Genomic DNA, 25,164 nt, shown 5'->3' on the forward strand with positions numbered 1-25,164 from the left:
ACTCAAGCTTTACCCTAAGGGGCTCTTGAGCTATGAACTATGACTTCATATGTTTACGCCAACGTTGAGCGAGCCAGAAAGGTTCCCGTATGGAGGGAATGGCGATCCGGCTGCATGACCTGCACAAGTCGTTCGGCGCGACGACCGCCGTGGCCGGGGTCGACCTGGAGATCCGGGACGGGGAGTTCTTCTCCATGCTCGGCCCGTCCGGGTCCGGCAAGACGACGGTTCTCCGGCTCGTCGCCGGGTTCGAGACCCCCGACCGGGGCCGGATCGAACTCGCCGGGCAGGAGGTCACCGGGCTCGCCCCGTTCGAGCGGGACGTGCACACCGTGTTCCAGGACTACGCCCTGTTCCCGCACATGACGGTCGAGCAGAACGTCGCCTACAGCCTGAAGGTCCGCAGGGTCCCGAAGGCCGAACGCCTCGTCCGCGCCCGCAAGGCCCTCGCCGAGGTCCGTCTGGAGGGCTACGGCCAGCGGCGCCCGGCCCAGCTCTCCGGCGGCCAGCGCCAGCGCGTCGCCCTCGCCCGCGCGCTGGTCGGCCGGCCCCGGGTGCTGCTGCTCGACGAGCCCCTCGGCGCCCTCGACCTGAAGCTGCGCGAGCAGATGCAGGTCGAACTCAAGGCGCTGCAGCGGGAGGTCGGCGTCACCTTCGTCTTCGTCACCCACGACCAGGAGGAGGCGCTGACGATGAGCGACCGCATCGCCGTCTTCGACCAGGGCCGTATCGCCCAGGTCGGCACGCCCGCGGAGATATACGAACGCCCGGCGACGCCCTTCGTGGCCTCCTTCGTCGGCACCTCGAACCTGCTCGACGGCGAGACGGCGCACCGGATCGTCGGCGCCCCGGGCACGTACAACATCCGGCCGGAGAAGATCCGGGTGCTCAAGGAGTCCGCCGAGGCCGACGAGCCGGACCGCGCCACGGCCACCGGCACCGTGGCCGACGTCGTCTACCTCGGCGACGCCACCCGCTTCCTGGTCGACCTGGACGGCGGCGGCCGGCTCACCGCGCTCCAGCAGAACCTGGAGACCTCCGCCGAGGACGTCGCCGGCTACCGCGGCACCCGGGTACGCCTGGCCTGGCACCACCGGCACGCCGTACGGCTGCCCTCCTGACCGCTCCCCGTCCCTACGCCTTCGTGGAGATCGTCGTGCGTCTCAACCGCATCCCCCGGGCCGCCGCGGTGGCCGCCGCGCTGCTGCTCGCCGCCGCGTGCGGCTCCTCCGGCTCCGGCGGCTCGTCCGCCACGGGACTCAACCCGCCCGCCCTCAAGGCCCCGACGAAGCTCGGCGCGACGGAAGGCCAGGTGAATCTGATCGCCTGGGCCGGATACGTCGAGGACGGCTCCAACGACCCCAAGGCCGACTGGGTCCACGCCTTCGAGAAACAGACCGGCTGCCAGGTGCACTCCAAGGTCGCCGCCAGCTCGGACGAGATGGTCAAGCTGATGAAGACCGGCGAGTACGACGCCGTCTCGGCCTCCGGCGACGCCTCCCTGCGCCTGATCGCCTCCGGCGACGCGGCCCCCGTCAACACCGCTCTCGTCCCCAACTACAAGGACGTCTTCGCCGGGTTGAAGAACGGCGCCTGGAACTCGGTGAAGGGCCAGATGTACGGCATCCCGCACGGCCGGGGTGCCAACCTGCTGATGTACAACACCCAGAAGGTCAAGCCCGCGCCCACCTCCTGGTCGGCGGTCTTCGAGGACGCGGCACGGCACAAGGGCCACGTCACCGCGTACGACTCCCCGATCTACATCGCCGACGCGGCTCTCTATCTCAAGTCCACCAGGCCCGAGTTGAGGATCCAGGACCCCTACGCGCTCGACCAGAAGCAGTTCGACGCGGCCGTGTCCCTGCTCAAGCAGCAGAACCGAAGCGTCGGCGAGTACTGGAGCGACTACCTGAAGGAGGTCTCCGCGTTCAAGAGCGGCGACTCGGTGATCGGCACCACCTGGCAGGTCATCGCCAACCTCGCCGCCTCCGAGGGCGCGAAGGTCAGGGCGTTCGTGCCGAAGGAGGGGTCCACCGGCTGGTCCGACACCTGGATGGTCTCCAGCAGGGCCAAACACCCCAACTGCGCCTACAAATGGCTGAACTGGATCGTCTCGCCGAAGGTCAACGCCCAGGTCGCCGAGTACTTCGGCGAGGCCCCGGCGAACTCCAGGGCCTGCGCCGAGACCAGCGACAAGAACTTCTGCACGGTCTACCACGCCGCCGACGAGGACTACTGGAAGAAGATCGCCTTCTGGAACACGCCCATCGCGCAGTGCCTCGACGGCCGCAAGGACGTGCGTTGCGTGCCGTACGACCGGTGGGTGCAGGCCTGGACCGAGATCAAGGGCTGAGCGGTGGCGACCGACGCGAACGCCGCCGCCGGCCGGGGCTCCGTCCGGCGGCTCGCCGGCAGCCTGCACCGCAGACCCCGGCTGCGCCTCGCCCTGCTGCTGTCCGCCCCGCTGCTGTGGCTGGCCGTGCTCTACCTCGGCTCGCTGGCGGTGCTGTTCGCCTCCGCGTTCTGGACGACGAACTCCTTCACCTCGCAGGTGGTGCGGGTCTGGACGACGGACAACTTCCACGAGTTGTTCACCACGCCCGTCTTCCGCGAGGTCGTCGTGCGCAGCGTCGGGGTGGCGCTCGCGGTGACCGCCCTGTGCGCGGTGCTCGCCTTCCCGGTCGCCTTCTACACGGCGCGTGTGGCGCGTCCCCGGTGGCGGCCGCTGCTCGTGGTGGCCATCCTCACCCCGCTGTGGGCGAGTTACCTGGTGAAGGTGTACGCCTGGCGGCTCATCCTGTCCCAGGGCGGCCTCGCCGACTGGCTGCTGGCGCCGTTCGGGCTGAGCGGGCCCGGCTTCGGCCTGCCGGCCACGGTCCTGACCCTGACGTACCTGTGGCTGCCGTACATGATCCTGCCGATCCACACGGCCCTCGCCCAGCTCCCGGCGAACCTGCTCGACGCGTCGGCCGACCTCGGGGCGCGGGCCGGGCGGACCTTCCGTTCGGTGGTGCTGCCGATGGTGCTGCCGTCGGTCGCGGCGGGCTCGGTGTTCACCTTCTCGCTGAGCCTCGGCGACTACATCACCGTGCAGATCGTCGGCGGCAAGACGCAGCTGATCGGCAATCTCGTGTACTCCGACATCGAGCTCAACCTGCCGATGGCCGCCGCGCTCGGCACCGTCCCCGTCGTCGTGATCGTCCTGTACCTGCTGGCGATCCGCCGCACCGGCGCCCTCAACAGCCTCTGACCCCCCTGCCGGAAGGAAGAGCGCCATGCATCTCGGCCGCACCGCGCGCATCGCCCTGCGCGCCGGCGCCGCGCTCGGTTTCGCGGTGATCTACGTGCCGCTGCTCCTCGTCCTCGTCAACTCCTTCAGTCCCGACCGCAGCGCGAGCTGGCCACCGCCGGGGCTGACCGGGCACTGGTGGTCGGTGGCCGTGCACAACTCCGGTGCGCGGCAGGCCCTGTGGGTCTCGGTGAAGGCGGGCCTCGGGGCCACGGCGATCGCGCTCGTGCTCGGCACGCTCATCGCGTTCGCCGTGACCCGGCACCGCTTCTTCGGCCGGGACACGGTCTCGTTCGTCGTGGTCCTGCCGATCGCGCTGCCCGGCATCGTCACCGGCATCGCCCTCAACTCGGCCTTCGGCACGGTCCTTCAGCCGCTCGGCGTGGGCCTCGGGCTGTTCACGGTGATCGTCGGCCACGCCACCTTCTGCATCGTGGTCGTCTTCAACAACGTGGCGGCCCGGCTGCGCCGTTCGGCGGCCTCGTACGAGGAGGCGGCCATGGACCTCGGCGCGACCAGCTTCCGCGCCTTCGCCGACGTCACCTTCCCGCTGGTCCGCTCCGCGCTGCTGGCGGGCGGTCTGCTCGCCTTCGCGCTGTCCTTCGACGAGATCGTGGTCACCACGTTCACGGCGGGGCCGGGGATCGAGACCCTGCCCATCTGGATCTTCGACAACATGACCCGGCCGCAGCAGGCACCGGTGGTCAACGTGGTGGCGGCCGTCCTCGTCCTGCTGTCCGTGATCCCGATCTACGTCGCCCAGCGCCTGTCCGGGGACACGGCGACGTCGAGCCGGGTGTGACACCCTGGGCAGCTGACGGACCGACGGACCGGGAGCGTGATGGACACCGGAGCACGGGTGCTGCGCGCGGCGTACGAGGCCGCCGCGGAGGCCGTCGGGGGCCTGGGCGACGAGGAGTCGTGGCTGCCGAGCGGGTGTACCGGCTGGGCGGTCCGCGATCTCGTCTTCCACTGCCTCGGTGACGCCCAGCGCGGCCTGGTGGCCTTGCACACACCATCGCCGGACCCGGCGGACCGGGACGCGGTGACGTACTGGCGGGACTGGCGGCCGAACGCCGCCGGCGCGGCGAACGGCCGCCGCTGGGCGCGGGTGAGCGCGAGCATGTTCCTGGACTGGCGACAGCTGCGGGGCCTGTATCTGGAGACGCTGGCGGCGGCCGTGCACGCCGGGGACACCGCCGATCCCGCCCGGCATGTGGCGACCCAGGGACATGTGCTGACCGCCGGGGACCTGCTGACCACCCTCGCGGTGGAGGCGACCGTCCACCACCTGGACCTGACCGTCGGTCTCCCGCACGCCCCCGGCCCGGCGCCCGAGGGGCTGGCCGCGGTGCGTGCCACCCTGGACGGTCTGCTGGGCCGGCCCGCGCTCCCGGAGTGGAGCGACGGACACTACGCGCGCGTGGGTACCGGCCGGGCTCCGCTCACCGCGGCGGAGCGCGCCGCCCTGGGCCCGGCGGCGGACCGGTTCCCGCTGTTCGGCTGAGACCTGCGGACCCCTGCTGCCGACACACCATCAGAAAGCAGACACACAGGTCGGGTTGATGGAAACGTGCGGGCCATGAACCAGCCGCCCAGCATCAACAGTTACGTCGACCGCGTCACCGCCGGCCCCGGTGGCGCGCTGACCGACGAGGCCGGTGTCCTCACCGGCGACCTGACCGTCGCGACCATCCTGCGGTCCGACGGACACAGCGCTCGCGTCGCCGTCCAGCCCCTCGGCAGCGACAACTGGTACACCCTGAGCGGCAGTCCGGCACCGGTGCCCGCCGGGCAGCTCGCCGCCTATCACCGGGATCTGCTGGGCCGCATCCGGCGCGGCGGCGGCACCCGGGCCAGCTGAGCACCATCCCGTATGACATTCCGTCAATGACCGTGTCCAGCAGGACGGTTGACTCCCTCATGAACGTGCAAAAGGCGGCCCCCAGCCCTTGACCGGCGTTTGGTCCAGACCAATCATGGCCTAGACCAATAGCCCGGCCGGGCCGCTCGACCCGTTCGACCGCCCGTCGTTCGATCGCCTGTCGTTCGCTATCCGGGAGTACCCGATGACACGTCCGAGATCCGTACGCGCCCTGCTCGCCGGTGTGGCCACCCTGGCCGCCTCCGCGGGGCTGGCCCTGGGGGCCACCGGCACGGCCCAGGCGGCGACCCCGCTGCCCACGCACGTCTTCGCACCCTACTTCGAGGCCTACAACGGCGACAGCCCCGCCGCGCTCTCCCAGGCCTCCGGCGCCAGGTACCTGACCATGGCGTTCCTCCAGGCCGACACGAAGGGCTCCTGCACGCCGTACTGGAACGGCAACACCAGCACCCCGGTCGACACCTCCGTCTTCGGCTCCGACTTCGGCACCATCCGCTCGCGCGGCGGCGACGTGATCCCCTCGCTCGGCGGCTACGCGGCCGACAACGGCGGCACCGAGATCGCCGACAGCTGCACGAACGTGGACTCCGTCGCCGCGGCCTACGAGAAGATCATCACGACGTACGACGTCTCACGGCTCGACATGGACGTCGAGGACAATTCCCTCACCGACACCGCCGGCATCGACCGCCGTAACCAGGCCATCAAGAAGGTCCAGGACTGGGCCGCCGCGAACGGGCGCTCGGTGCAGTTCTCGTACACCCTGCCGACCACCACCAGCGGACTCGCCGACAGCGGACTCGCCGTGCTGCGCAGCGCGAAGAACGCGGGCGCCAGGATCGACGTCGTCAACATCATGACGTTCGACTACTACGACGGCGCCACCCACCACATGGCGACCGACACCCAGACGGCGGCGAGCGGCCTGCACGACCAACTCGCCACGCTGTACCCGAACATGTCGGACAGCCAGCTGTGGAACTCGATCGGCGTCACCGAGATGCCCGGCATCGACGACTACGGCGCGGCCGAGACCTTCACCACCGCCGACGCGACCAGCGTGTACGACTGGGCGGTCGCCAAGGGCATCAACACCCTCTCCTTCTGGGCCCTCCAGCGCGACAACGGCGGCTGCCCCGGCACCGGGGGCTCCGACAGCTGCTCCGGCATCGCCCAGGACACCTGGTACTTCAGCCACACCTTCGCGCCCTTCACCGGCGGTACGACGACTCCGCCGGCCAACGACTTCAACGTCTCCCTCTCCCCCACGGCCGCGTCGGTCGACCCCGGCGGCTCGACGACGGCGACCGTGAAGACGTCGGTGACCTCGGGCAGCGCCCAGAGCGTGAACCTGACCGTGAGCGGCGCGCCGAGCGGAGTGACCGCCGCCCTCAGCCCGGCCTCCGTCACCGCGGGCGGCACCGCCGCCCTCAGCGTGCGCACCAGCGCCTCGACGGCACCGGGCACCTACACCCTGACCGTCACCGGCACGGCCGGCCCGGCCTCGCACAGCTCCTCGCTCACCCTGACCGTGAACGGCTCCGGCGGCGGCACGACCGCACTCGCCAACGCCGGCTTCGAGACCGGCTCGCTCACCCCCTGGACCTGTGACGGCGGCGCGTCCGTGGTCACCTCGCCCGTGCACGGCGGCTCCCACGCCCTGAAGACCACGCCCTCGGCTTCGCAGACAGGTCAGTGCGCGCAGACCCTCACCCTGAAGCCCGGCACCTCCTACACCCTGAGCGGCTGGGTCCAGGGCCCGTACTCCTACCTCGGCGTCAGCGGGGGCGCCACGGCCAGCACCTGGGCCTCGTCCTCGTCGTGGTCGAAGCTGACCGTCCCGTTCACCACCGGCTCCTCGGGCACGGTCACGGTGTACGTGCACGGCTGGTACGGCCAGGGCGCGGTGTACGCCGACGACCTGAGCGTCAGCTGATCCACCGCTCCCCTTCACGAGGCCCCACCCGGTGAGCACCGCGCGGGGCCTCGTCATGTACCGCATGTACGACTGCCGCCCTGGCGCCGACCTGGACCGTGGCCTCGCGGAGACGACCGTGGTGTCGATCGCGGAGCAGGCCGGCGCCGGTGTCGCGCGCGTCGACGCGCTGCTGCGCGAGCGCCCGCGCGACGAGCCCGCAGTGCGGGACGACCGCCGGGCCGTCAAGGCCCGGCTCGCGCCGTCGACAACCCGGCCCGACACGTGCACCCGGCCGGCTCGGCCACCCCGAGGAGGTCGCCGCCCGGCCCCGGCGGCGGCCGTTCGGCGATGCTGCTCCGCGGCCGACCCGGCACATGGGCGGCGCCTTCCGTAGGCTGAAGAGGTCCGAGACTCCGCAGAAAGACTCCGAGGCTCCTCCGGGACCGCGAGGTGCCCCGCAGGCAGGAGACGGTCGTGATCGAACTGGCCGCGGCGTTCGCCGTCGCGGGAGCGGCGAGCAACGCCGTGGGCACCGCCTTCCAGCGCAAGGTGGCGTCCACGTCCCGCCGGAGCGGGATCCGTCTGGTCGCGGAGCTGGCGCGGCAGCCCCTCTGGATGATCGGCATGGCCGGCGTGGTCTGCGCCGCGCTGTTCCAGAGCCTGGCCCTGGTCAACGGCCCGCTCGCACTGGTCCAGCCGCTGTTCATCCTGGAGCTGCCGTTCGCGCTGCTGGTCGCCGCCCCGCTGATGCACAAGCGGATGCCGCGCTCGGGCTGGTGGGGCGTGGGCGGCTGTGTGGCGGGGCTCGCGGTCCTGCTGATCGCGGCCGCCCCGCACGGCGCCACCGACCACGCGCCGCTCACCCGCTGGATCCCGGCCCTGACCGCGTGCGTCGGCGGAATGGCGGCGGCCGTGCTGCTGGCCGGCCGGGGCCATGCGCCGACCCGGCGCGCCGCGCTGCTCGCGGCCGCCTCCGCGACCGGCAACGCCCTGACCGCCGCGCTGCTGAAGTCGGCCAGCGGCACCTTCGCCGACCACGGCTTCGCGGCCTTCCTGCGCGCCTGGCAGACGTACGGCTTCCCGCTCGCCGGGGTCGCCTCCGTGATCCTGCTGGAGAACGCGCTCCAGGCCGGCCCCCTGGTCGCCGCACAGCCGGCGCTCACCATCGGCGACGCGATCGTGAGCCTGACGCTCGGCATGACCCTGTTCGACGAGCGGATCCGCCTGGGCTGGTGGCTCGTACCGGAAGCCTGCGGCGCTCTGCTGATCGTCGCGGGCGTGGCGGTCCTCAGCCGTGCCGTCCAGAACATCACCACGGTGCCGGTGGCGGCGGAGCAACGGCAGACGGCCGCGTGACACGGGCCCCGGACTGATTGCGCCAGGCCGCTACCGCCCCGCGGCGATCCCGTCGATCCAGGACAGCAGACGCTCGCCCTGGGCCGCCATCAGGCCGGGATCGCGCAGGGTGTTGGTGAGGACGGACATGCCCTGGTAGGCCGCGAGGAGTTCGACGGCGAGCGCGGCGGCGTCGGCGCGGCCGAGCTGGGCGAACTGGGACTCCACCCAGTCGAGCATGGCGCGCATGACCTTCGCGGCGGCGAGGTCCAGTCCGTCGTCGCGCTTGTCCAGTTCGGTGGCGAGGGTGCCGAAGGGGCAGCCGAAGCGGGCGGCGGTCTCGCGCTGCTCGACCCAACCGGCGACGAGCGCCCTCAGCCGGGCGGCCGGGTCCGGGAGGGCGTCCAACTGCCGGGTGAGCGCGTCGAGTTGCGCACAGTGCGCGTCCACCGCAGCCTCGACCAGCAGGTCCTTGGTCTTGAAGTAGTAGTAGACGTTGCCGAGCGGCACCTCGGCCGCGCGTGCGACGTCGCCGAGGGTGGTCTTCTCCACACCCTGCTCGTGGAAGACCCGCACGGCGGCCCGCACCAGGCGCTCACGCTTGCCGCCCCGGCCCGGCCGTGCGGCCTTCTCCCGGGTGACGGTTTCTGAGTCAGTCACCTCACTGACTATAGACAGCGGGAAAGGGGTCCGGCTAATGTCTCGACTTAGTCAGTCAACTAACTAACTCACGGAGGGACACACCATGATCGTCGTCACGGGCGCCACGGGGAACGTGGGCCGAGCGCTGGTCGCCGCACTGTCCGAGGCCGGAGAGACGGTGACGGCCGTGGCACGGCACATCGGCGGCGACGCCGTCCCGCCGGGTGTCCGGGCCGTGTCCGCCGATCTCGGGAAGCCGGAGAGTCTCGCGCCCGCCCTGGAAGGCGCGAAGTCCCTGTTCCTGCTGGTGGCGGGCGAGGACCCCGCAGGCCTCCTGCGCACGGCCGCGGCAGCCGGTGTCACGAAGGTGGTGCTGCTGTCCTCACAGGGCGTGGGCACCCGGCCCGGGACATACCCGCAGGCGGCGGCCTTCGAGGCCGCCGTCGCCGACTCCGGACTGGCCTTCACCGTCCTGCGCTCGGGCGGCCTCGCCTCCAACGCGCTCGCCTGGGCGGAACCGGTCCGCCGCCACCGTACGGCGGCGGCACCCTTCGCCGACGTGGCGCTGCCGTTCGTCGACCCGGCCGACGTCGCGGCGGTCGCGGCGGTCGCGTTGCGCGAGGACGGACACACCGGCGCGACCTACACCCTGACCGGCCCGGAACCCATCACACCGCGCCGGCGCGCCGCCGCCCTGGCGGAGGCGCTGGGAGAGCCGGTGGCCTTCGCGGAACAGAGCCCCGAGGAGGCCCGCACGCAGATGCTCGCGTTCATGCCGCCGGCGGTGGCCGACAGCACACTCGCCATCCTCGGCACACCCACCCCGCAGGAACGGACGCCCACCGACGACGTACCCCGCCTGCTCGGCCGCCCGGCAGCGCCCTTCGAGGCCTGGGCGGCACGCAATGCGGCGGCGTTTCGCTGACGGACCGGAACACCGGGGACATCCCTTTTGTGCGCCACACCGACCCAAATGAACTATTTGTCGGTTAATCAGTTCTATGGTGCGAGGTGTTCGGATTCTTGATCGAGGGGTGCACAACGCGTCACGGCAGGGCGCGGGTTGGGAAGGGCGATGAGTGGAATCAGCCGCCGGGGCCTGGCACGGCTCGGGCTCGGTGCCGGTGTCGGTGCGGCCGCCGCCTCGCTGGCCGGATGCGGAGGCCAGGACCGGAACGACGGCCGGGAGGGGCCGCAGGCGGCGCCGCGGCTGCTAGGGGACGGCTCGACGTCGTACACCGGACCGCAGCCCCACCAGCCGCCCCCGCCCGCACCCCTCGAACCCGGCCGGACCCCGCCGCAGTTCGTGGTGTTCTCCTGGGACGGCGCCGGCGAGTTGGGCACCGGCCTGTTCCCGCGCTTCCTCCGGCTCGCCCAGGACCACGGCGCACACATGACCTTCTTCCTCTCCGGTCTCTACCTGCTGCCGGAGGACAAGAAGCGGCTGTACCGGCCGCCGAACAACCCCGTCGGCGCCTCGGACATCGGCTACCTCACCGACCACCACCTCAGACAGACCCTGACCTACGTGCGTCAGGCCTGGCTCGACGGCCACGAGATCGGCACACACTTCAACGGCCACTTCTGCGCGGGCCCCGGCTCGGTGGCCGACTGGACGCCGGCGCAGTGGCGTTCGGAGATCGACCAGGCCCGCACCTTCGTCACGTCCTGGCGCACACACACCGGGTGGGACAGCGAACCACCGCTCCCCTTCGACTACGACAAGGAACTGATCGGCGGCCGCACCCCGTGCCTGCTCGGCCAGACGAACCTGCTGCCGGTCGCCCAGGAGCTTGGGTGGCGCTACGACGCCTCCTCACCCGGCGGGCTCCAGCGCTGGCCGAGGAAGCGCGGCGGCGTCTGGGACCTGCCGTTGCAGAGCATCCCCTTCCCGGGCCACCGGTTCGAGGTACTGTCCATGGACTACAACATGCTGGCGAACCAGTCCCTGCACACGACGCGTGCCCCGTCGTACAACTACCCTTTCTGGCGCGCCCAGGCGACACAGGCGTACATGGCCGGGTTCGAGCGGGCGTACGCGACCAACCGTGCGCCGCTGTTCATCGGCAACCACTTCGAGCAGTGGAACGGCGGCATCTACATGGACGCGGCCGAGGAGGCGCTCAAGCAGATCGCCGACCGCGAGGACGTCCGCCTGGTCTCGTTCCGGCAGTTCGTCGACTGGCTCGACGCCCAGGAGCCCGAAACACTCACCAAGCTGCGCAGCCTCCAGGTCGGCGAGAGGCCCGACGGCGGCTGGACGACGTTCCTGCGCCCCACAACGAGCTACCGCGACGCGGCGTGACCACCGCCCCGGACCGACGGACGGGGTGCGGAGCCGGCGGTCAGCCGCCGTGGCGGCGGGCGTACACCTCGATCTCGATCTTCATACGCGGGTCGGCGAGGCCGCACTCCATCATGGTCGCCGCGGGTCGCACGTCCCCGAAGCAGCGTCGCAGCACGGGCCAGCAGGGCTCCCCGAGCAGCACCGGCACACCGCGCCGGACTTCCGGCACCATGTGCCCGAACCGCGGCACCTCGACGGCGCCGTCCTCCGCGTCTTCCTCGGCATCCTCGTCGACGAGGGCCGGATCCGCACCGCCGGAACCCTGCTGCGACCGGCCGAGTTGGGCTACGTCCCCGACGGCGCCACCACCCTCACCCTCACCCTCACCAACGAGTCCGACACCACGGCCCGCCTGCTCCTGCTCGGCGGCCCGCCGCTCGGTGAGGAGATCGTCATGTGGTGGAACTTCGTCGGGCGTACGCAGGGCGACATCGAACAGGCCCGGGAGGACTGGCTGAGCGGGTCGCGATTCGGGGAAGCGAAGGGGTACGACGGGGATCCGCTGCCTGCGCCGGAGCTGCCGTCGGTGCCACTGAAGGCGCGGGGAAGAGTGCGCTGAGCCGAAACTTTCCAGTCCCCCGCGCAGACAGCCGGGTTGGTGGAGGTTCCCCGTCGAGGTGGGGGCGTCGTCGCCGACACGGCCACTCGGCGTGGCGCGGGCCGTACGCGTGGCCCTGTCGCTCCGTGCGGCAGACGTCGGCGCGCAAGCTCTTGGGGGCAGGGCCGGCCGGAGGCGACGGGGGAGGCGCCCCGACCGGCCCTGGTCTGTGGGTGGATCAGAGCGGGGCCGGGGTGGACAGGTGCATCAGTGCCTGGGCGGCCAGGCGGTAGCCGAAGGCTCCCAGGCCGACGACGACACCGCTCGCCAACGGGGCGATGACCGACTCGTGCCGGAACTGTTCACGGGCCCAGACGTTGCTGAGGTGCACCTCGATCCACGGCGGGGCATAGCTGGCGAGTGCGTCGCGCAGACTCCAGCCTGCGATCATCAGGGCACCGGGATTGACGATGGCACCGACGGTGGAGTCGCTGTGCCGGTGAAGGGCACCGACGAGATCCCCTTCCGAGTCGTGCTGGACGGACAGCACGTCCCAGCCGCGGACGCTCACCTCCTCGGCGACCGCCGCCTCGATATCGGCGAGCGTGTCGGTGCCGTATATCTCCGGCTCCCGTCGCCCCAGAATGCCCAGATTAGGACCGTTCATGAGAAGTAGGACACTCAAGGAGGCCACCTAGGTATTCGTATTCGCCGCCAACTGCGGATCGCTTCCATGCTGTGGCCTCCCTTCCTGGTGCGCCACCCTCAGAGCTGATAGTTCAAGCGGCTTCGGACCTGCGCCTTTCTCGCGTGGCCGACCAGGCCGCTCAAGAGCCGCTCGGGCACCGGTCGAGGCCCCCCACACTCCCCCCATACTCCGCATCGGCTCGCGCCGCCGTCACCGCAGCTCCGCCCTACCCTGGTCCGCGTCGGGGCCCGCACTCGGACGGTATGAATCCCGTGACAGGAGACGTGATGCTCGATTCTTCGTTTCGCTTGCGACTTCCTCCGTTCTTCTCCGTCATATCTCTCTGCCGGAACAGCTCCTGCGAAACGGCCCGCTTGTCCGAGTCCTCTTCTGCCGCCTGGTCCCGCGGTGATCTCGAAGAAGGCATTCGTCTGGCGAAGGCCGCCGGTCGGAACGAACCAGAAGACGCTGGAAACTGCCGGGGGTTGGCAGGGATCTGGCATGCCGCACTGCTGATCCGGATCCGCGATCTCTCCTCCGCGGCACGGGTGTTGGCCGACGTGGACAAAATGACTGCGGCACGACGCGAGGTCGGCGACGGACTTGCGGCGGCATCACTGCTCTGTGCGGCGGACCTCGCGTTCGCCAAGGGGGATGTCACCACCGCCGTCGATGTCGCGGGCAAGGGCATCGACCAGGCACAGCGAGCCGGCCTCCATCGCCTGGTGCCCGATGCGCGCACCGTGATGGCGTTGAGCGCCCTGAGGCAGGGCAACATGAGTGTGAGCAAGGAGTTCGCCGATCAGCTGCGGGACGGCGCGCTGCTCGGGCAGACCGCCCACAGGCCCAGTCAGAGTGCCTGGGTCGCGGCTCAGCTTCTTGAGGTGCAGGGCGGCCCCACGAGGGCGGCCGAGCTCATCACGGGCATCGTCACGGACGACCAACTCCTCCTGGAGCTACTGGCGGCGCAGCCCGCCGCCGCCGCCTGGCTCGTCAGGGCCACGCGACAGCTGGGCGCCGAGGCGCTCGCCCGGCGGGTGGTCTCGGTGGCCTCCGCCCTGGCCGCGCGGAACCACGGGCTCCGTGCTGTGGCAGCGGCGGCGCTGCACGCATCCGGCCTCCTGGAGCGGGATCCGGGCAGGGTCGTCGCCGCGGCCGCCTCGCATCTGGACGTGTGGGCCGCCGCGTCCGCCTGGGAGGACGCCGGCAGGCTCTTCGCCGTGCAGCCCGCCGGGCGGGAACGGGCGGTCGAGGCCCTTGAGTCAGCCGCGGACGGCTACGCCAGCGCCACGGCCCCGCGTGATGCCCGCAGAGTGATGAGCCGACTGCGCTCGCTCGGAGTCCGGCGGGGACACTATCCGCAGTACGCCGGCCAGGAGGGCGTGAGCACGAGCGCGCTCACCCGGACGGAGGCGGCCGTGGCCGAGTTGGTGAGCCAGGGGTTCACCAACTCCCAGGTGGGCGAGCGTCTGTTCATCTCCGGTCACACCGTGGCCTTCCACTTGAAGAAGATCTTCCGGAAGATGAACGTGGCCTCCCGTGTGGAACTGACACGGGCGTGGAGCCAGGTGCCGACCGCGGCCGCCTGGGGCGCCAAGGCCCAGTGAGGTGCCGTATCACGGTGGACACCGCAGGCACTGCCGTGCACCGAACGGACGGCCGGCGTCCGGGACGTGTGCGGAAGGCCGATCGCGTCGGCCCCCTTTCGCGTGCTCGCGCCGGCTGTCCGCGCCCTCACACCGCGGCGGGCGGCTGGGACACCAGGTCGGGTGTGTGCGTGCCGGCCAGGCCCATCTCGTCCTCGGCGTTCTTGTCGATGCGGGCCATGGCGACACGGAGGACGGGCGGTGCCATCAGCGACGTCACGATGGCGACGAGGATGACGACGGTGTACGTCTCGGCGCCGAGGACCCCGAGTTGCAGGCCCACCGTCGCCACGACGACCTCGATCACCCCGCGGGAGTTCATGCCGGCTCCGAGCGCGAGGGCCTCCCAACGGCCGAGGCCGCTCAGCTTCGCGCCGACGAAGGCACCCACGAACTTGCCGAGGATCGCCACGGCGAGCACCGCGCAGGCCGTGGCCAGGACAGTGGGCCTGACCAGCGCGGACAGGTCCATCCGGAGGCCGGCCGTGGCGAAGAAGACCGGTGCGAGGAAGGCGAGGACCGTCGTCCGCAGCGCAGTCAGCTTCTCCCGGTCCAGCTCACCGCTCGTGCCGATCAGGACGCCGCACACGAACGCGCCGAAGACCGCCTCAAGGCGCATCGCCTGCGACGCCGCCGCGCCGAGCAGCACGATCACCGTCACCACCGCGACGGTGGGCGCGGGCGACGAGGAGCGGCCTGCCGCGCGTAGCGCCGCGCTCACCAGGGGGCGGCCCACCAGCCAGGCGGCCAGCACGATGCCCACGGGGTAGAGCAGGGAGATGGCGATCGTCCCGGTGCTCAGCCCGGCCGTCGCCATCGCCGACACGATGGAGAGCAGGAACCAGCCGACGACGTCGTCGATCACGCCGGCGGCCAGGGTCAGCTGCCCCACGTCGCGGTGCAGCAGGTCCATGTCGATGAGGGTCTTCGCGATCACCGGGATGGCGGTGACGCACATGGCCACACCGAGGAACAGCGAGAAGACCGTCGGGCTCGTGTCGCCGGGCATGAGCGAGGACGGCAGCAGGTATCCCAGGCCGACGCCGAGCCCCAGGGGCAACAGCAGACCGCAGAGGCTCACCCGGACCGCGGTGAGCCGGCGCCGTCTGACGAGGTCGAACTTCAGCTCCATGCCGGTGACGCCGACGAGCAGCACGACACCCACCTGCCCCACGGCGTCGAGCAGATGCATCTGGCCGGGATCCTTCGGCAGCAGCCAGTGGGCGAGGCCGGGCCATACGTGGCTGAGGATCGAGGGGCCGATGATCACGCCGGCGAGCAGTTCGCCGACGATCGCGGGCATCTTGAATCGGGCGGCCAACTGCCCGAGGGCCAGGGTCAGAAGAAGCAGAACCGCCAGCTGGAGGAGGAATACCAGCAGCGAGTGCTGGGGAATGGTGGGTACGGGCGTGGAGCTCAACTCGGTCACCTCGGATAGGTCAGTTCGTGACGTGCGCCGACGTTCCGGCGCGTCAGGCGGTCCGCGAGGAGTCCGGAGACACGCGCGCTCTCGTCGGCGAGGAAGAAGTGGCCTCCGGGAAACACCTGGAGCTCCGTCCGGCCCGTGGTGTGCTCTTCCCAGGCCGTCGCCTCGTCGATGGAGACCCGGGGGTCACTGTCACCGGTGAGGATCGTCACCGGGCACTCCAGGCTCCGGCCGGGTTCGCAGCGGTACCTCGCGACCGCGCGGTAGTCGCTGCGGATCGCCGGCATGATCATGTCCATGAATTCCGGGTCGGCGAGCATCGCCGCGTGCGGTCCGCCCAACTTGCGCACCTCGGCCATGAGCTGCGCGTCCGACGCCAGGTCGAGCCCTTCATGGCGGTCGCGGGACGGGGCTCGGCGGCCGGAGGCGAAGAATCGTACGGGTGCGGGAAGGCCGGCGTCCTGCATCCGCAGAGCGATCTCGTAGGCGACGGCGGCGCCCATGCTGTGTCCGAACAGCGCCAGCGGCCGGTCGTCGAGGTGGCGTATCACCTCGAAGATCCGGTCGGCCAGTTCGGGAAGGCTGTCGATGCTCGGCTCATGGCGCCGGTCCTGCCGTCCGGGGTACTGCACCGCCAGTACGTCCACCGTCGGCGGCAGCGCCCTGGACAGCGGAAAGTAGAAGCTCGACGCCCCGCCGGCGTGCGGCAGGCACACGAGGCGGACAGCGCTGTCCGGCGCCGGGTGGAATCGGCGGACCCATGTTCCGAATTGCTCCGGTGCTTGAGGCACGGCCAGAAATTCCTTTCAGGAAAAGTCTTTCCACAGGGTAGGAACGGTGTCGCCATCCCGGTATCCCTCGACCTGATAGGCCATCGCTGTGGTTCCGCTAGAGGCGTCCCACATTCTCGAACTCACCCTTGACGGTGCCGACTTGAATTCCGCTGGAGTGGCGCCATCAATGTGGCTGGCGCGGCGACTCGATTTCGCCCGTCTCCGGCATCATGTCCGAAGGCCTGCCGTTCACGCCGTAGGAGGCGATCACCGTGAAGATAGTCGCGGACACCGGAAAGTGCGTCGGCGCCGGTCAGTGCGTGCGCACTGCGCCGGAGCTGTTCGACCAGGCAGAGGGCGACGGCCTGGTCGTCGTGCTGAACCCGGAGCCCGAGGACGCTCTTCTGCCGGCGGTCGGCGAGGCCGTCGACCTGTGTCCGGGCCGGGCTCTCTCCCTCCTTCGCTGACATCGCCCGCGGGCGGCGTGCACCCGCCGGCCTGTCGCACGCGTCAGCGGGCCCACGCCACTGCGGCGCAGGCCCGCTGACGCGCTGTTGCGGGCGGGGACAGGGTCAGACGCCCGGTCCGGGCCGGCGTGGGCTCAGCGGGGGCGGCGGGCGACGATCCGGGCGTGGTGCGGGTCGGTCTTGCCCGCCTCGACCAGCGTGCCGAGCGCCTCGTCCAGGAACTCGTCGACCCGGCCGCCGAGGACCTCGGCCTGGGAGGCGAACCAGGTCCGCCTGAACCGCGTGCGCATCTCCGCGAGTTCCTCGGGCGTCAGGACCGTGCCCTTCTTCCTGCTGAACGGGTGCGGGAGTTCCGGCTCGTAGTGGGTGAGTTCGAGTCCGGCGTCCCTGAGCAGGTCGGCCACGTCGTCGGCCGGGTAGTCGCGCATCGCCGGCGGCACCTCGGCGAACAGGTCCTTCCACTTCGGGCTGTCCGCGATCCCGCGCAGGATCCCGAAGAGTCCGGTGCCCTCGCTGCGCGGCTGGGCGCCCGTCCACTGCAGCACGAGGTACCCGCCCGGGCGCAGCGCGCGGGCCATGCGGCGCAGCGGCTCGTGGGCCTCGGACACCCAGTGCAGCACCCAGGAGGAGTGGATGACGTCGAACTTGCCCTGTGGGAGGTCCAGTTGCTCGACCGTGCGGACCTCGCTGTGCACGGGGAGCCCGGCGCACAGCTGCTGTGTGGTCTCCACCATGGACGGTGACGCGTCGCTGGCCCAGACCTCGAAGCCCCGCTCCGCGACGGTGCGCGCGATCTCACCGGCGCCGCAGCCGATCTCGGCGAAGGTGCCGCCGCGTTCCAGGGCGTCGCCCGCGAGCGCGAGCGCGGCCAGTGCCGTCTTGACGTGAGGCGAGTTCACCTTCACGTATTCCTCGGCCACCCACGTGTTGGTGTCGGTCATCGGCGAAGTCCTGTCTGTGTCGGGAGGTCCATCGGCGGGCGGGCGGTATGCAGCGGGAGCCGCTCGACCCGGGTGACCCCGGGCCGCAGCACCCAGGGGATCTGCCCTCGTTCCACTGCGAGGGACAGGTCCGGGAAGCGGGTGAACAGCGCGTGCAGCGCCACTTCCGCCTCCTGGAGGGCGAGCGGCCGGCCGAGGCAGTAGTGCGCCCCGCGCCCGAACCCGAGATGGCGCTCGCCGCCTCCGTGGTCCCGGCCGATGTCCAAGCGCTCGGGGTCCTCGAACTGACGCGGGTCGGTGTTCGCGGGCAGGATCAGTGGCAGGATCGTGGAGCCGGCCGGAATTGTCGTGCCGCCCAACTCGACGTCCTCCGACGGGTACCGGGGCACCCCCCACTGCGTGGGCCCCAGGCGCATGAGTTCGTGCACCGCCTGCGGCCACCGGGACGGGTCGTCGCGCACCAGGGCGAGCTGGTCGGGGTTGTCCAGCAGGGCGAGGACGGAGGTGGCGAGCAGCTGCGTCGTCGTCTCGTGCCCGGTGATCACCAGGGTGAAGACCAGGGTGACCATTTCCTGTTCGGTCAGGCGGTCGCCGTCGTCCTCCTGTGCCTGTACGAGTGCGGTGATGAGGTCGTCGCGCGGCTCGGTGCGCCGGCGCGCGATCACCTCCAGCATGTGGTCCACGCATTCCCGCATGACGGCCGGGATGCGCTCACGGTGCTCCGTGGGCGAGCCCAGGCATGTCCCCCACTCGTACCACGGCTCGCGGTCGGCCTCGTCGATGCCGACCAGCTCGCAGATCACGGTGAACGGCAGCGGGTAGCAGAACGACTCCATGAGGTCGACCGGCGTCCCGTCGCGTCCCTCCTCGGCCAGCCGGTCGAGGAGCTCCGCAGTGATGTTCTCGACCCGGGGGCGCAGTTCGGCAACCCGGCGTGCGGTGAACGCCCGCGAGACCAGGCTGCGCAGTCGGCGGTGGTGGTCGCCGTCGATCTGCATGAGCTTGTCGTCGAGGTAGTCGACGAGGTCGGACGGGATGTTGAGCTGCTTCATGATGGTGGTCCGGACGGCTGGGGCGTCCGGCACCGATGCCGGGTTGTTCAGGAACCTGGGGTCGGTGAGCACCCGACGCACGTCGTCGTAGCGGGTGACGAGCCACATCGGACGCCCGCCCAGCATCGTGCCGACGAGCGTCGGTGCCTGCTCGCGCAGCCGTGCGTAGCCGGCGAACGGGTCGGCCACCAACTCCGGCGAGAGCAGCTCGACCGGATCGGCCGTGTTCTCGGCGGTGACGGTCATACGTCTCCCTCTTCTGCTTCCAGGTGTCCAGGTGTGCCGCTGTCCCGGCGTCCGGAATTACGGCCGGAATTTCCCTCGATCCCGACTTGACCGTCGGTCGAGAACAAGGTGCCTGTGCCGCGACTTGCATGGCTGTTCCACACACTAGGACAGGCCTGGTGGGCCAGGCATCCCCCGATCTGATAGGGCGCCGCGAACGGGGATCCACCGCGCACAACGGAGTGCTAATCTCGCCGAATACCCAGGGGTTCGGGGGTCGTTTCTCCGATTCCTCTTTCCGCGCCCTTTTCCATGCCATACGCCGGGGCCCTCGCGGCTTTTCCGACACCTTGCGAGTAGGGATGACGATGTCCACCACGCGCCCGCACGACCTGTACGAGTCCCCGACGGACACGGACGTGGCCATCGTCGGCAACGGACCGATCGGCGCCGCCCTGTCGGTGCTGCTCGCCCAGCGCGGCCTGCGCGTGACCGTCCTGGAGCGCCGCCCCCGGCCGTATCTGCTGCCGCGCGCGACCAGCTTCGACGGGGAAACCGCCCGGCTGCTCGCGGCCACCGGCATCGGGGACCGGATCGCCCGGATCACGGAGCCGGCCACCGGCTACCAGTGGCGTACAGCGGCGGGACAGACGCTGCTGGACATCGCCTTCTCCTCCGCCGGGCGTTACGGCTGGCCGGACGCCAACACCATGCACCAGCCCGCCCTGGAGGAACTGCTCGCGGCCCGGGCGGCGGCGCTGCCCGGCATCACGGTGCTGCGGGGGCACCGGGTCGTGGACATCACCCAGCACGACGAGCGGGTGGCACTGACCGTCGAGACCGACGACGGAGCGACCCGTACCGTGGTCGCGCACTGGGCCGTCGGCTGCGACGGCGCCAACAGTTTCGTGCGCGAGCACCTCGGCGTGCCCGTCACCGATCTCGGGTTCTCCTACGAGTGGCTGCTGTGCGACGTCGAACTGCACGAGCCGCGCGAGTTCAACCCCACCAACGTCCAGATCTGCGACCCGGCGCGGCCCACGACGCTGGTGGGCAGCGGCCCGGGGCACCGCCGATGGGAGTTCATGCGGCTGCCGGGCGAGAGCAGCGCCGAACTGAACAAGGAGGAGACGGCCTGGCGCCTGCTCAAGCCGTTCGGCGTCACCCCGGACACCGCCACACTGCTGCGCAGCACCACCTATATCTTCCGGGCGACTTGGGCCGACGAGTGGCGGGTGGGCCGGGTGCTGCTCGCCGGTGACGCGGCGCACCTGATGCCGCCCTTCGCCGGCCAGGGCATGTGCTCCGGGATCCGGGACGCGGCCAATCTGGCGTGGAAGCTGGATCTGACGCTGCGCGGCCTGGCCGACGCCGGTGTCCTGGACACCTATGCCGAGGAGCGTCGGCAGCACGTGAAGGATTCGATCCAGTCCTCGGTGCAGCTGGGCAGGGTGATCTGTGTGACGGACCCGGCGGCAGCCGCGGAGCGCGACGCCACGGTCCTCGCGGGCCGGCGCGGTCGTACGGGACCGGGGGAACCGGAGCCTGCGAAGCCACTGTCGGGCGGGCTGCTGGGGCGGCTGTCCGCCGGTTCGGCCGGGCCGCAGGCCGGTGCGGTGGTGCCGCAGGGCCGGGTGAGCGCTCAGGGCGGCACGGGCCTGTTCGACGAGGTCGTGGGCCGTGGCTTCGTCCTGCTCACCACGGACGATCCTCGACCCGCGCTCGGCGAGGACCGCTGGTCCTTCCTCTCCGCCCTCGACACCCACGTGGTGCGCCTGTTGCCGGCCGGAGCGGCCGAGGACACCGAACAGGGCCTGACCGATGTGATCGATGTGGACGGCTTCTACCGGGCGTACCTGACCGAGCACGACGCGACCGCCGTGCTCATCCGACCGGACTACCACGTCTTCGGCTCCGCGAACGGCCCCGAGGACACCGCCGCGCTGGTCGACGAACTGCGCGACGGTCTGTACGCGGCCGTGCCGGCCGGGGAAGCGGTGCACTGACCGCTCCCGGCCGCCCGGCGGGCCGTCCGCTCAGGATCGGACCAGCCGGGCCAGTGCGACGGCACCACGCAGTGAGGACAGTCCGCCCAGCGCGGCCGGTCTCACGTCGAGCCGGGGCTGTCCCGGGCGGACCAGTTCCGCCAGCTGTGCGGAGACAAGGGTGTCGAGGCCCGGGATGCCACTCGCGAAGCCGCCTCCGATCAGCAGGAGTTCTGGGTGGAACAGCTCCTGGACGCTGACCGCGGCGGCGGCCAGGGCGTGGCAGGTGCGCCGCAGCGCGGTGACCGCCCAGGGCTGCCCGTCGTGCCAGGCCTGTCGCAGGGCGTCGAAGGTGACGTCGCTCCCACACAGCCGGGCCGCGTGGCGCAGCGTGGCGGGGCCCGAGGCAACCGCCTGGAGGCATCCCCGGCGGCCGCACACGCACGGCGGACCGTCCAGCTCGAGAACCGTGTGCCCGATCTCGAAGGATCCGCGGCCCAGGCCCGGGCACAGTTCGCCGCGCAGGACGAGGCCGCCGCCGATGCCGGTGCCGACCCCCAGATAGAGGAGGTCCGCGCGGCCGGCGGCCTGTGCCTCGGCGAGGGCGCCGAGGTCGCCGTCGTCCGCCCAGGCCACGGCGGTGCCGGGGAACAGAGCGCGCAGTGCCGCGCCCAGGTCCGTACCGGCCCATTCGGGCCGGCTCGGCCAGGCGGTGATCCGTTCATCGGATCCGACGGTCGCCGGCATGGCGACGCCCACCGCTCTGGGCGACACCGCCAGCCTGCTGCAGAACTCGCCCACTTCTCGTGCCAGTTGGGCGAGATCGCGGTCGGCGCTGTGCCGTGGCCGCCAGGCGAAGACGGTCTCGTCCACGCACTCTGCGCCGGCTTCCACCCGCAACGCGACCTTCGTGCCCCCGATGTCGACACCGAGGTGATGTGCCGTCTCCATGCCGCCGTGCCGATCCTCAGTCGCGGGGCACGGGCGGGCACATGGCCAGCAGGTCGGTGGGGTGGCGCAGGACGACGCCCGGCTCGGCGGCCAGCAGTTCGTCGGGCTCGGACAGCGCCCACAGCGCGCCGGCCGAGGCGACACCCGCGCCGTGGGCGCTGGCGATGTCGGTCGGTGCGTCACCGACCATGACGGCCTGCTCGGGCGTGAAGCCCATCAGGTCCAGCGCGAGCTCCACGATGTCCGGGGCCGGCTTCGGACGGGCGACCTCGTCCGAGCCGATCACATGCTCGAAGAAGGGCAGCAGCCCGAGCCCGCCGAGCAGGGAGCGCGCCCGCGGCCCGCTCTTGCCGGTGGCCACGGCCAGCCTGAATCCGCGCGCCCGCAGTGTGGTGAGCAGCTCCACGACGCCGTCGAAGACCGGCACCTGGGACGCGAGACGGTAGCTCTCGCGGACGAAGGGCTCCTCCATCTCCAGGGGCAGGCCCATGATCCGCATGATGTCCGGGAAATAGCGCCCCAGGTGGCGCCGGTACTCGTCGAACGGCGCGGGGCCCTCGCCCACGACCTCCTTGTACGCGATGGCGAACGCCTCGTACATCACCGTGAAGCTGTCGACAAGGACGCCGTCCAGGTCGAAGATCACGGCCCGGCGCGCCGGCTGGAGCGCCTGCGTCGCCGTACCCGGCCGGCCGGGTACGGCTCGTTCTGTCGAAACTGGTGAGCTCACCGGTTCCTTCACCTCCTAGTGACGGGCGGGCACGGCGGTCTGCTCGTGCGTGCTGCGGGCCGACGCGTAGAAGCCCTCGATGACACGGACGGTCGTACGAGCCTCGCCGATGGCTCTGCCGCGGCGGCCGGGGTCGCCCAGGGCCTCGGTGAGGCCGTCCAGCTGCCGTCGGTACTCGGTGCCGATGGGCTCGTCCGGTACCGGCAGGGACGTCGTGGTGCCCTCGCGGGTCAGGGTCAGGCGGGCGTGCGGGTGGCGGTTGGGGCTGAAGCCGAAGGTGCATCTCAGTTCGGCGGTCCCGGCACTGCCCGCCACCTGGATCCGGGTCTCGTCCCGTGCCTCGTGCGACGCCCAGCCGGCGCTCAGGCAGACCGAGACGCCGTCATCGCGGACGAGGAAGCCCCGGGCGGTGTCCTCGACGTCACCGCAGGCGCCGGCAGCGGGCTCGTCCTGCCGCCAGGCCGCGCTCCAGGTGCCGCTGCCCACGAAGTCGTTCGACGTCACGCCGACGACCTGGGTGAAGCGGGCCGGGCCGAGCAGGGAGGCGAGCGTGTCGAGCAGATGCCAGCCGAGGTCGAAGAGGACGCCGCCACCTGCCTTGTTGCGCTGGGTGAACCAGCCGCCGGCCTGCGGGATGCCGCGTGCCCGCACCCAGGACAGGTCGACATGGCGGATGCGGCCCAGCTCCGGCAGCAGGCGCGCCAGGGCGTCCACGTCGCCGCGGTGCGGTGCGGCGCTGCCGGCGAGGAGCGTGGCGCCGCCGTCGCGTTCGGCGGCGGCCAGGGTGTCGGCCTCGGCGGAGGTCAGGCACACCGGCTTCTCCAGGAAAACGGAGATGCCCTTGCCGAGCAGCCGTGCGGCGACCTCGGCGTGCAGATGGTTGGGTACGGCGACGACGGCGAGGTCGACCGCGCGGGCGGTGAGCGCGTCCAGCGTCGGGTGCACGGGTACGCCCGGTGCCGCGTCGAGCGCGGCCCGCGCGTTCGGTGCGGGGTCGACGACGGCGACCACGTCGAAGCCGGCGTGCTCGGTCAGCCGGGGCAGCCACAGCTCCCGTCCCGCCCAGCCGAACCCGACGACGGCTGCCCTGATGTTCATACGGCGGCCACGACGTCCGCGATGATCTCGGCCGTCCGGTGCATGTCCTGCTCGCCGGCGAGCAGCACGCGGTGGTGCAGCCAGATGCAGTCCTGGCTGATGGCCTCCGTGTGGGGGCAGCGCTCGGCGATCTGGTCCGGGGTTTCGTCAGGGGCGGCGAACTCCCAGAAGGCGTCGGTGCGGTAGATCGCGCGGAATGCCGCGAACGCCGGGAGGCCGGCCGCCACGAGCCTGTCGACCAGGGCGTTGCGGTCGTCCTCGCCGATGCCGGGCACACGGAACATCGCCATGTAGTGCGAGGGGAAGTCGGTGCGCTCGTCACCGCGCTGCGGGACCACGCCGTCGATCGCTTCGAGCAGCGGGGAGAGCACGGCCCAGCGCTGTTGACGGGTCGTGATCTGCGCTTCCACGCGGCTGAGCTGGGCTCGCAGGACCGCTGCGGAGAATTCGTTGAGCCGCAGGTTGGTGCCGGCGATCTGGTGCAGATAGCGGCGGTCGGTGCGGGGCCGTCCGCAGCTGTGCCGCAGAAACGCCGTCTCGTACATCTCCGAGTCCGGGAACAGGACGGCGCCGCCCTCGCCCGCGGTCATCAGCTTGCCGTTCTGGAAGCTGAACGCGGCGACCGTTCCGAGCTCGCCCACGCGCTTCCCCTGCCAGCGGGCGCCGTGGGCGTGCGCTGCGTCCTGGAGCAGCGGGACGCCCGTGTCGGCGGAGAGCTTGGACAGCGCGTCCATGTCGGCCATGAAGCCCGCCATGTGCACGGGCATGATGGCCCGGGTACGCGGCGTCACGGCGGCCGCGGCCGCCGCCACGTCGATGTTGTAGGTGTGCGGGTCGACGTCCACCGGGACCGCGACCGCGCCCAGCCGCTGTGCCGCCTGCGACGAGGAGATGAAGGTGAAGGCCGGGACGATGACTTCGGTGCCGGGGCCGACGCCCATGCACTGCAGGGCGAGTTCCAGCGCGTGGGTTCCATTGGTGACGGCCAGCGCGTGCGGAGCACCATGGAGTTCGGCGAACTCCCGCTCGAAGGAGTCGACTTCCTGTCCGCCCATGCGCCACCACTGGCCCTGCTCAAGTGCGCGGATGAGGCCTTCCCGCTCGTTTTCGTCGTACTGCGGCCACTGGGGGAATTCCGGCGCCTGTCGCACGTTCATGATTCTCCAAGGAATTGGATGTAGCTCGATACAGGGCACAGAACAGCTGAAGAACAGGTCCAAAGTAGGTC

The 25,164-nt window shown here is 71.1% G+C and carries 25 protein-coding genes and 1 pseudogene; 15 read left to right on the forward strand and 11 right to left on the reverse strand.

All coding sequences use genetic code 11. The annotated features are described in order from the left end of the window. The first annotated feature begins 89 nt into the window (after positions 1–89). The 9 genes from BIV23_RS24450 (at position 90) to BIV23_RS24490 (ending at position 8,448) form a co-directional block, all read left to right on the forward strand. Positions 90–1,121, forward strand: coding sequence for an ABC transporter ATP-binding protein (locus tag BIV23_RS24450; RefSeq protein ID WP_071383085.1), 1,032 nt, complete (start codon positions 90–92; stop codon positions 1,119–1,121). A 35-nt stretch (positions 1,122–1,156) separates the two neighbouring features. Further along, positions 1,157–2,353 (forward strand): ABC transporter substrate-binding protein, encoded by a 1,197-nt coding sequence (locus BIV23_RS24455; protein ID WP_071383121.1) that lies wholly within the window; start codon positions 1,157–1,159, stop codon positions 2,351–2,353. A gap of 3 nt (positions 2,354–2,356) precedes the next feature. Then, positions 2,357–3,250, forward strand: a complete 894-nt coding sequence (locus tag BIV23_RS24460; protein WP_071383086.1) for an ABC transporter permease — start codon at positions 2,357–2,359, stop codon at positions 3,248–3,250. Positions 3,251–3,275: 25 nt separating this feature from the next. Beyond that, a complete protein-coding gene (locus BIV23_RS24465) occupies positions 3,276–4,091 on the forward strand; it encodes an ABC transporter permease (protein ID WP_071383087.1) in 816 nt (271 codons plus the stop codon). A 39-nt stretch (positions 4,092–4,130) separates the two neighbouring features. Further along, positions 4,131–4,796, forward strand: coding sequence for a maleylpyruvate isomerase N-terminal domain-containing protein (locus BIV23_RS24470; RefSeq protein WP_071383088.1), 666 nt, complete (start codon positions 4,131–4,133; stop codon positions 4,794–4,796). A 75-nt stretch (positions 4,797–4,871) separates the two neighbouring features. Beyond that, positions 4,872–5,153 carry a hypothetical protein gene (locus tag BIV23_RS24475; protein WP_071383089.1) on the forward strand — a complete coding sequence of 94 codons (282 nt, stop codon included), beginning with the start codon at positions 4,872–4,874 and terminating at the stop codon, positions 5,151–5,153. 205 nt (positions 5,154–5,358) lie between these two features. After that, on the forward strand, positions 5,359–7,110 hold the full coding sequence (locus tag BIV23_RS24480) for a carbohydrate binding domain-containing protein (RefSeq protein ID WP_071383090.1): 1,752 nt from the start codon (positions 5,359–5,361) through the stop codon (positions 7,108–7,110). A 31-nt stretch (positions 7,111–7,141) separates the two neighbouring features. Then, positions 7,142–7,486 (forward strand): hypothetical protein, encoded by a 345-nt coding sequence (locus tag BIV23_RS24485; protein ID WP_071383091.1) that lies wholly within the window; start codon positions 7,142–7,144, stop codon positions 7,484–7,486. Between the two features lie 80 nt (positions 7,487–7,566). Then, complete coding sequence (locus tag BIV23_RS24490; protein ID WP_071383092.1) at positions 7,567–8,448, forward strand: DMT family transporter; 882 nt, start codon at positions 7,567–7,569, stop codon at positions 8,446–8,448. Between the two features lie 30 nt (positions 8,449–8,478). Here the strand turns inward: BIV23_RS24490 and BIV23_RS24495 are convergent, their stop codons facing one another. Continuing rightward, positions 8,479–9,087: a TetR/AcrR family transcriptional regulator gene (locus tag BIV23_RS24495; RefSeq protein ID WP_245790616.1), complete on the reverse strand. Its 609-nt coding sequence runs from the start codon at positions 9,085–9,087 to the stop codon at positions 8,479–8,481. Between the two features lie 85 nt (positions 9,088–9,172). On the opposite strand from BIV23_RS24495, the gene BIV23_RS24500 reads away from it, so the two are divergent. Continuing rightward, a complete protein-coding gene (locus BIV23_RS24500; RefSeq protein ID WP_071383093.1) occupies positions 9,173–9,994 on the forward strand; it encodes an SDR family oxidoreductase in 822 nt (273 codons plus the stop codon). 150 nt (positions 9,995–10,144) lie between these two features. After that, on the forward strand, positions 10,145–11,374 hold the full coding sequence (locus tag BIV23_RS24505) for a polysaccharide deacetylase family protein (RefSeq protein ID WP_071383094.1): 1,230 nt from the start codon (positions 10,145–10,147) through the stop codon (positions 11,372–11,374). A 40-nt stretch (positions 11,375–11,414) separates the two neighbouring features. Here BIV23_RS24505 and BIV23_RS52105 read toward each other — a convergent pair. Then, a pseudogene (locus tag BIV23_RS52105) lies at positions 11,415–11,546 on the reverse strand (Rid family hydrolase); the annotation flags it as partial. A 42-nt stretch (positions 11,547–11,588) separates the two neighbouring features. Here BIV23_RS52105 and BIV23_RS24510 point away from each other — a divergent pair. Further along, on the forward strand, positions 11,589–11,975 hold the full coding sequence (locus tag BIV23_RS24510; RefSeq protein WP_071383095.1) for a pirin-like C-terminal cupin domain-containing protein: 387 nt from the start codon (positions 11,589–11,591) through the stop codon (positions 11,973–11,975). A gap of 217 nt (positions 11,976–12,192) precedes the next feature. Here the strand turns inward: BIV23_RS24510 and BIV23_RS24515 are convergent, their stop codons facing one another. After that, a complete protein-coding gene (locus tag BIV23_RS24515; RefSeq protein WP_245790617.1) occupies positions 12,193–12,621 on the reverse strand; it encodes a type II 3-dehydroquinate dehydratase in 429 nt (142 codons plus the stop codon). A 590-nt stretch (positions 12,622–13,211) separates the two neighbouring features. On the opposite strand from BIV23_RS24515, the gene BIV23_RS48830 reads away from it, so the two are divergent. Then, entirely contained in the window at positions 13,212–14,249 is a 1,038-nt protein-coding gene (locus BIV23_RS48830) for a helix-turn-helix transcriptional regulator (protein ID WP_177240014.1), read from the forward strand. A 127-nt stretch (positions 14,250–14,376) separates the two neighbouring features. Here the strand turns inward: BIV23_RS48830 and BIV23_RS24525 are convergent, their stop codons facing one another. Together BIV23_RS24525 and BIV23_RS24530 are read right to left on the reverse strand one after the other, a co-directional pair. Continuing rightward, a complete protein-coding gene (locus BIV23_RS24525; RefSeq protein ID WP_071383096.1) occupies positions 14,377–15,717 on the reverse strand; it encodes a cation:proton antiporter in 1,341 nt (446 codons plus the stop codon). Next, entirely contained in the window at positions 15,714–16,430 is a 717-nt protein-coding gene (locus BIV23_RS24530) for a thioesterase II family protein (protein ID WP_245790618.1), read from the reverse strand. Before BIV23_RS24530 ends, BIV23_RS24525 begins: the two co-directional genes overlap by 4 nt. Before the next feature lie 329 nt (positions 16,431–16,759). Here BIV23_RS24530 and BIV23_RS24535 point away from each other — a divergent pair, with 329 nt between their 5' ends. Next, positions 16,760–16,954 (forward strand): ferredoxin, encoded by a 195-nt coding sequence (locus tag BIV23_RS24535; protein WP_071383098.1) that lies wholly within the window; start codon positions 16,760–16,762, stop codon positions 16,952–16,954. A gap of 134 nt (positions 16,955–17,088) precedes the next feature. Here the strand turns inward: BIV23_RS24535 and BIV23_RS24540 are convergent, their stop codons facing one another. Both BIV23_RS24540 and BIV23_RS24545 read right to left on the reverse strand, forming a co-directional pair. After that, entirely contained in the window at positions 17,089–17,895 is an 807-nt protein-coding gene (locus tag BIV23_RS24540; protein WP_071383099.1) for a class I SAM-dependent methyltransferase, read from the reverse strand. Then, entirely contained in the window at positions 17,892–19,193 is a 1,302-nt protein-coding gene (locus BIV23_RS24545; RefSeq protein ID WP_071383100.1) for a cytochrome P450 family protein, read from the reverse strand. Before BIV23_RS24545 ends, BIV23_RS24540 begins: the two co-directional genes overlap by 4 nt. A gap of 347 nt (positions 19,194–19,540) precedes the next feature. Between BIV23_RS24545 and mhpA the strand changes: the two genes are divergently transcribed. Further along, positions 19,541–21,178, forward strand: coding sequence for a bifunctional 3-(3-hydroxy-phenyl)propionate/3-hydroxycinnamic acid hydroxylase MhpA (gene mhpA / locus BIV23_RS24550; RefSeq protein WP_071383101.1), 1,638 nt, complete (start codon positions 19,541–19,543; stop codon positions 21,176–21,178). Between the two features lie 30 nt (positions 21,179–21,208). On the opposite strand, the gene BIV23_RS24555 is transcribed toward mhpA, so the two are convergent. Genes BIV23_RS24555 through BIV23_RS24570 form a run of 4 tightly spaced genes read right to left on the reverse strand, consistent with a single transcriptional unit; the run spans position 21,209 to position 25,093 of the window. Next, positions 21,209–22,108: an ROK family protein gene (locus BIV23_RS24555; protein ID WP_071383102.1), complete on the reverse strand. Its 900-nt coding sequence runs from the start codon at positions 22,106–22,108 to the stop codon at positions 21,209–21,211. 16 nt (positions 22,109–22,124) lie between these two features. Then, positions 22,125–22,838, reverse strand: coding sequence for an HAD-IA family hydrolase (locus tag BIV23_RS24560; protein WP_071383125.1), 714 nt, complete (start codon positions 22,836–22,838; stop codon positions 22,125–22,127). A 15-nt stretch (positions 22,839–22,853) separates the two neighbouring features. Next, positions 22,854–23,936 (reverse strand): Gfo/Idh/MocA family protein, encoded by a 1,083-nt coding sequence (locus BIV23_RS24565; protein ID WP_071383103.1) that lies wholly within the window; start codon positions 23,934–23,936, stop codon positions 22,854–22,856. Continuing rightward, positions 23,933–25,093, reverse strand: coding sequence for a DegT/DnrJ/EryC1/StrS family aminotransferase (locus BIV23_RS24570; protein ID WP_071383104.1), 1,161 nt, complete (start codon positions 25,091–25,093; stop codon positions 23,933–23,935). Before BIV23_RS24570 ends, BIV23_RS24565 begins: the two co-directional genes overlap by 4 nt. Positions 25,094–25,164: the final 71 nt, after the last annotated feature.

This window comes from Streptomyces monashensis, assembly GCF_001866665.1.
Taxonomy (GTDB): Bacteria; Actinomycetota; Actinomycetes; order Streptomycetales; family Streptomycetaceae; genus Streptomyces; species Streptomyces monashensis.

Excerpts from the sequence above, each read along its gene's own strand:
- BIV23_RS24450 (WP_071383085.1), top strand. The coding sequence starts at position 90 with ATGGAGGGAATGGCGATCCGGCTGCATGACCTGCACAAGTCGTTCGGC.
- BIV23_RS24465 (WP_071383087.1), top strand. The coding sequence starts at position 3,276 with ATGCATCTCGGCCGCACCGCGCGCATCGCCCTGCGCGCCGGCGCCGCG.
- BIV23_RS24470 (WP_071383088.1), top strand. The coding sequence starts at position 4,131 with ATGGACACCGGAGCACGGGTGCTGCGCGCGGCGTACGAGGCCGCCGCG.
- BIV23_RS24475 (WP_071383089.1), top strand. The coding sequence starts at position 4,872 with ATGAACCAGCCGCCCAGCATCAACAGTTACGTCGACCGCGTCACCGCC.
- BIV23_RS24480 (WP_071383090.1), top strand. The coding sequence starts at position 5,359 with ATGACACGTCCGAGATCCGTACGCGCCCTGCTCGCCGGTGTGGCCACC.
- BIV23_RS24500 (WP_071383093.1), top strand. The coding sequence starts at position 9,173 with ATGATCGTCGTCACGGGCGCCACGGGGAACGTGGGCCGAGCGCTGGTC.
- BIV23_RS24505 (WP_071383094.1), top strand. The coding sequence starts at position 10,145 with ATGAGTGGAATCAGCCGCCGGGGCCTGGCACGGCTCGGGCTCGGTGCC.
- BIV23_RS24515 (WP_245790617.1), bottom strand. The coding sequence starts at position 12,621 with ATGAACGGTCCTAATCTGGGCATTCTGGGGCGACGGGAGCCGGAGATA.
- BIV23_RS48830 (WP_177240014.1), top strand. The coding sequence starts at position 13,212 with ATGACTGCGGCACGACGCGAGGTCGGCGACGGACTTGCGGCGGCATCA.
- BIV23_RS24540 (WP_071383099.1), bottom strand. The coding sequence starts at position 17,895 with ATGACCGACACCAACACGTGGGTGGCCGAGGAATACGTGAAGGTGAAC.
- BIV23_RS24545 (WP_071383100.1), bottom strand. The coding sequence starts at position 19,193 with ATGACCGTCACCGCCGAGAACACGGCCGATCCGGTCGAGCTGCTCTCG.
- mhpA (WP_071383101.1), top strand. The coding sequence starts at position 19,541 with ATGTCCACCACGCGCCCGCACGACCTGTACGAGTCCCCGACGGACACG.
- BIV23_RS24555 (WP_071383102.1), bottom strand. The coding sequence starts at position 22,108 with ATGGAGACGGCACATCACCTCGGTGTCGACATCGGGGGCACGAAGGTC.
- BIV23_RS24565 (WP_071383103.1), bottom strand. The coding sequence starts at position 23,936 with ATGAACATCAGGGCAGCCGTCGTCGGGTTCGGCTGGGCGGGACGGGAG.
- BIV23_RS24570 (WP_071383104.1), bottom strand. The coding sequence starts at position 25,093 with ATGAACGTGCGACAGGCGCCGGAATTCCCCCAGTGGCCGCAGTACGAC.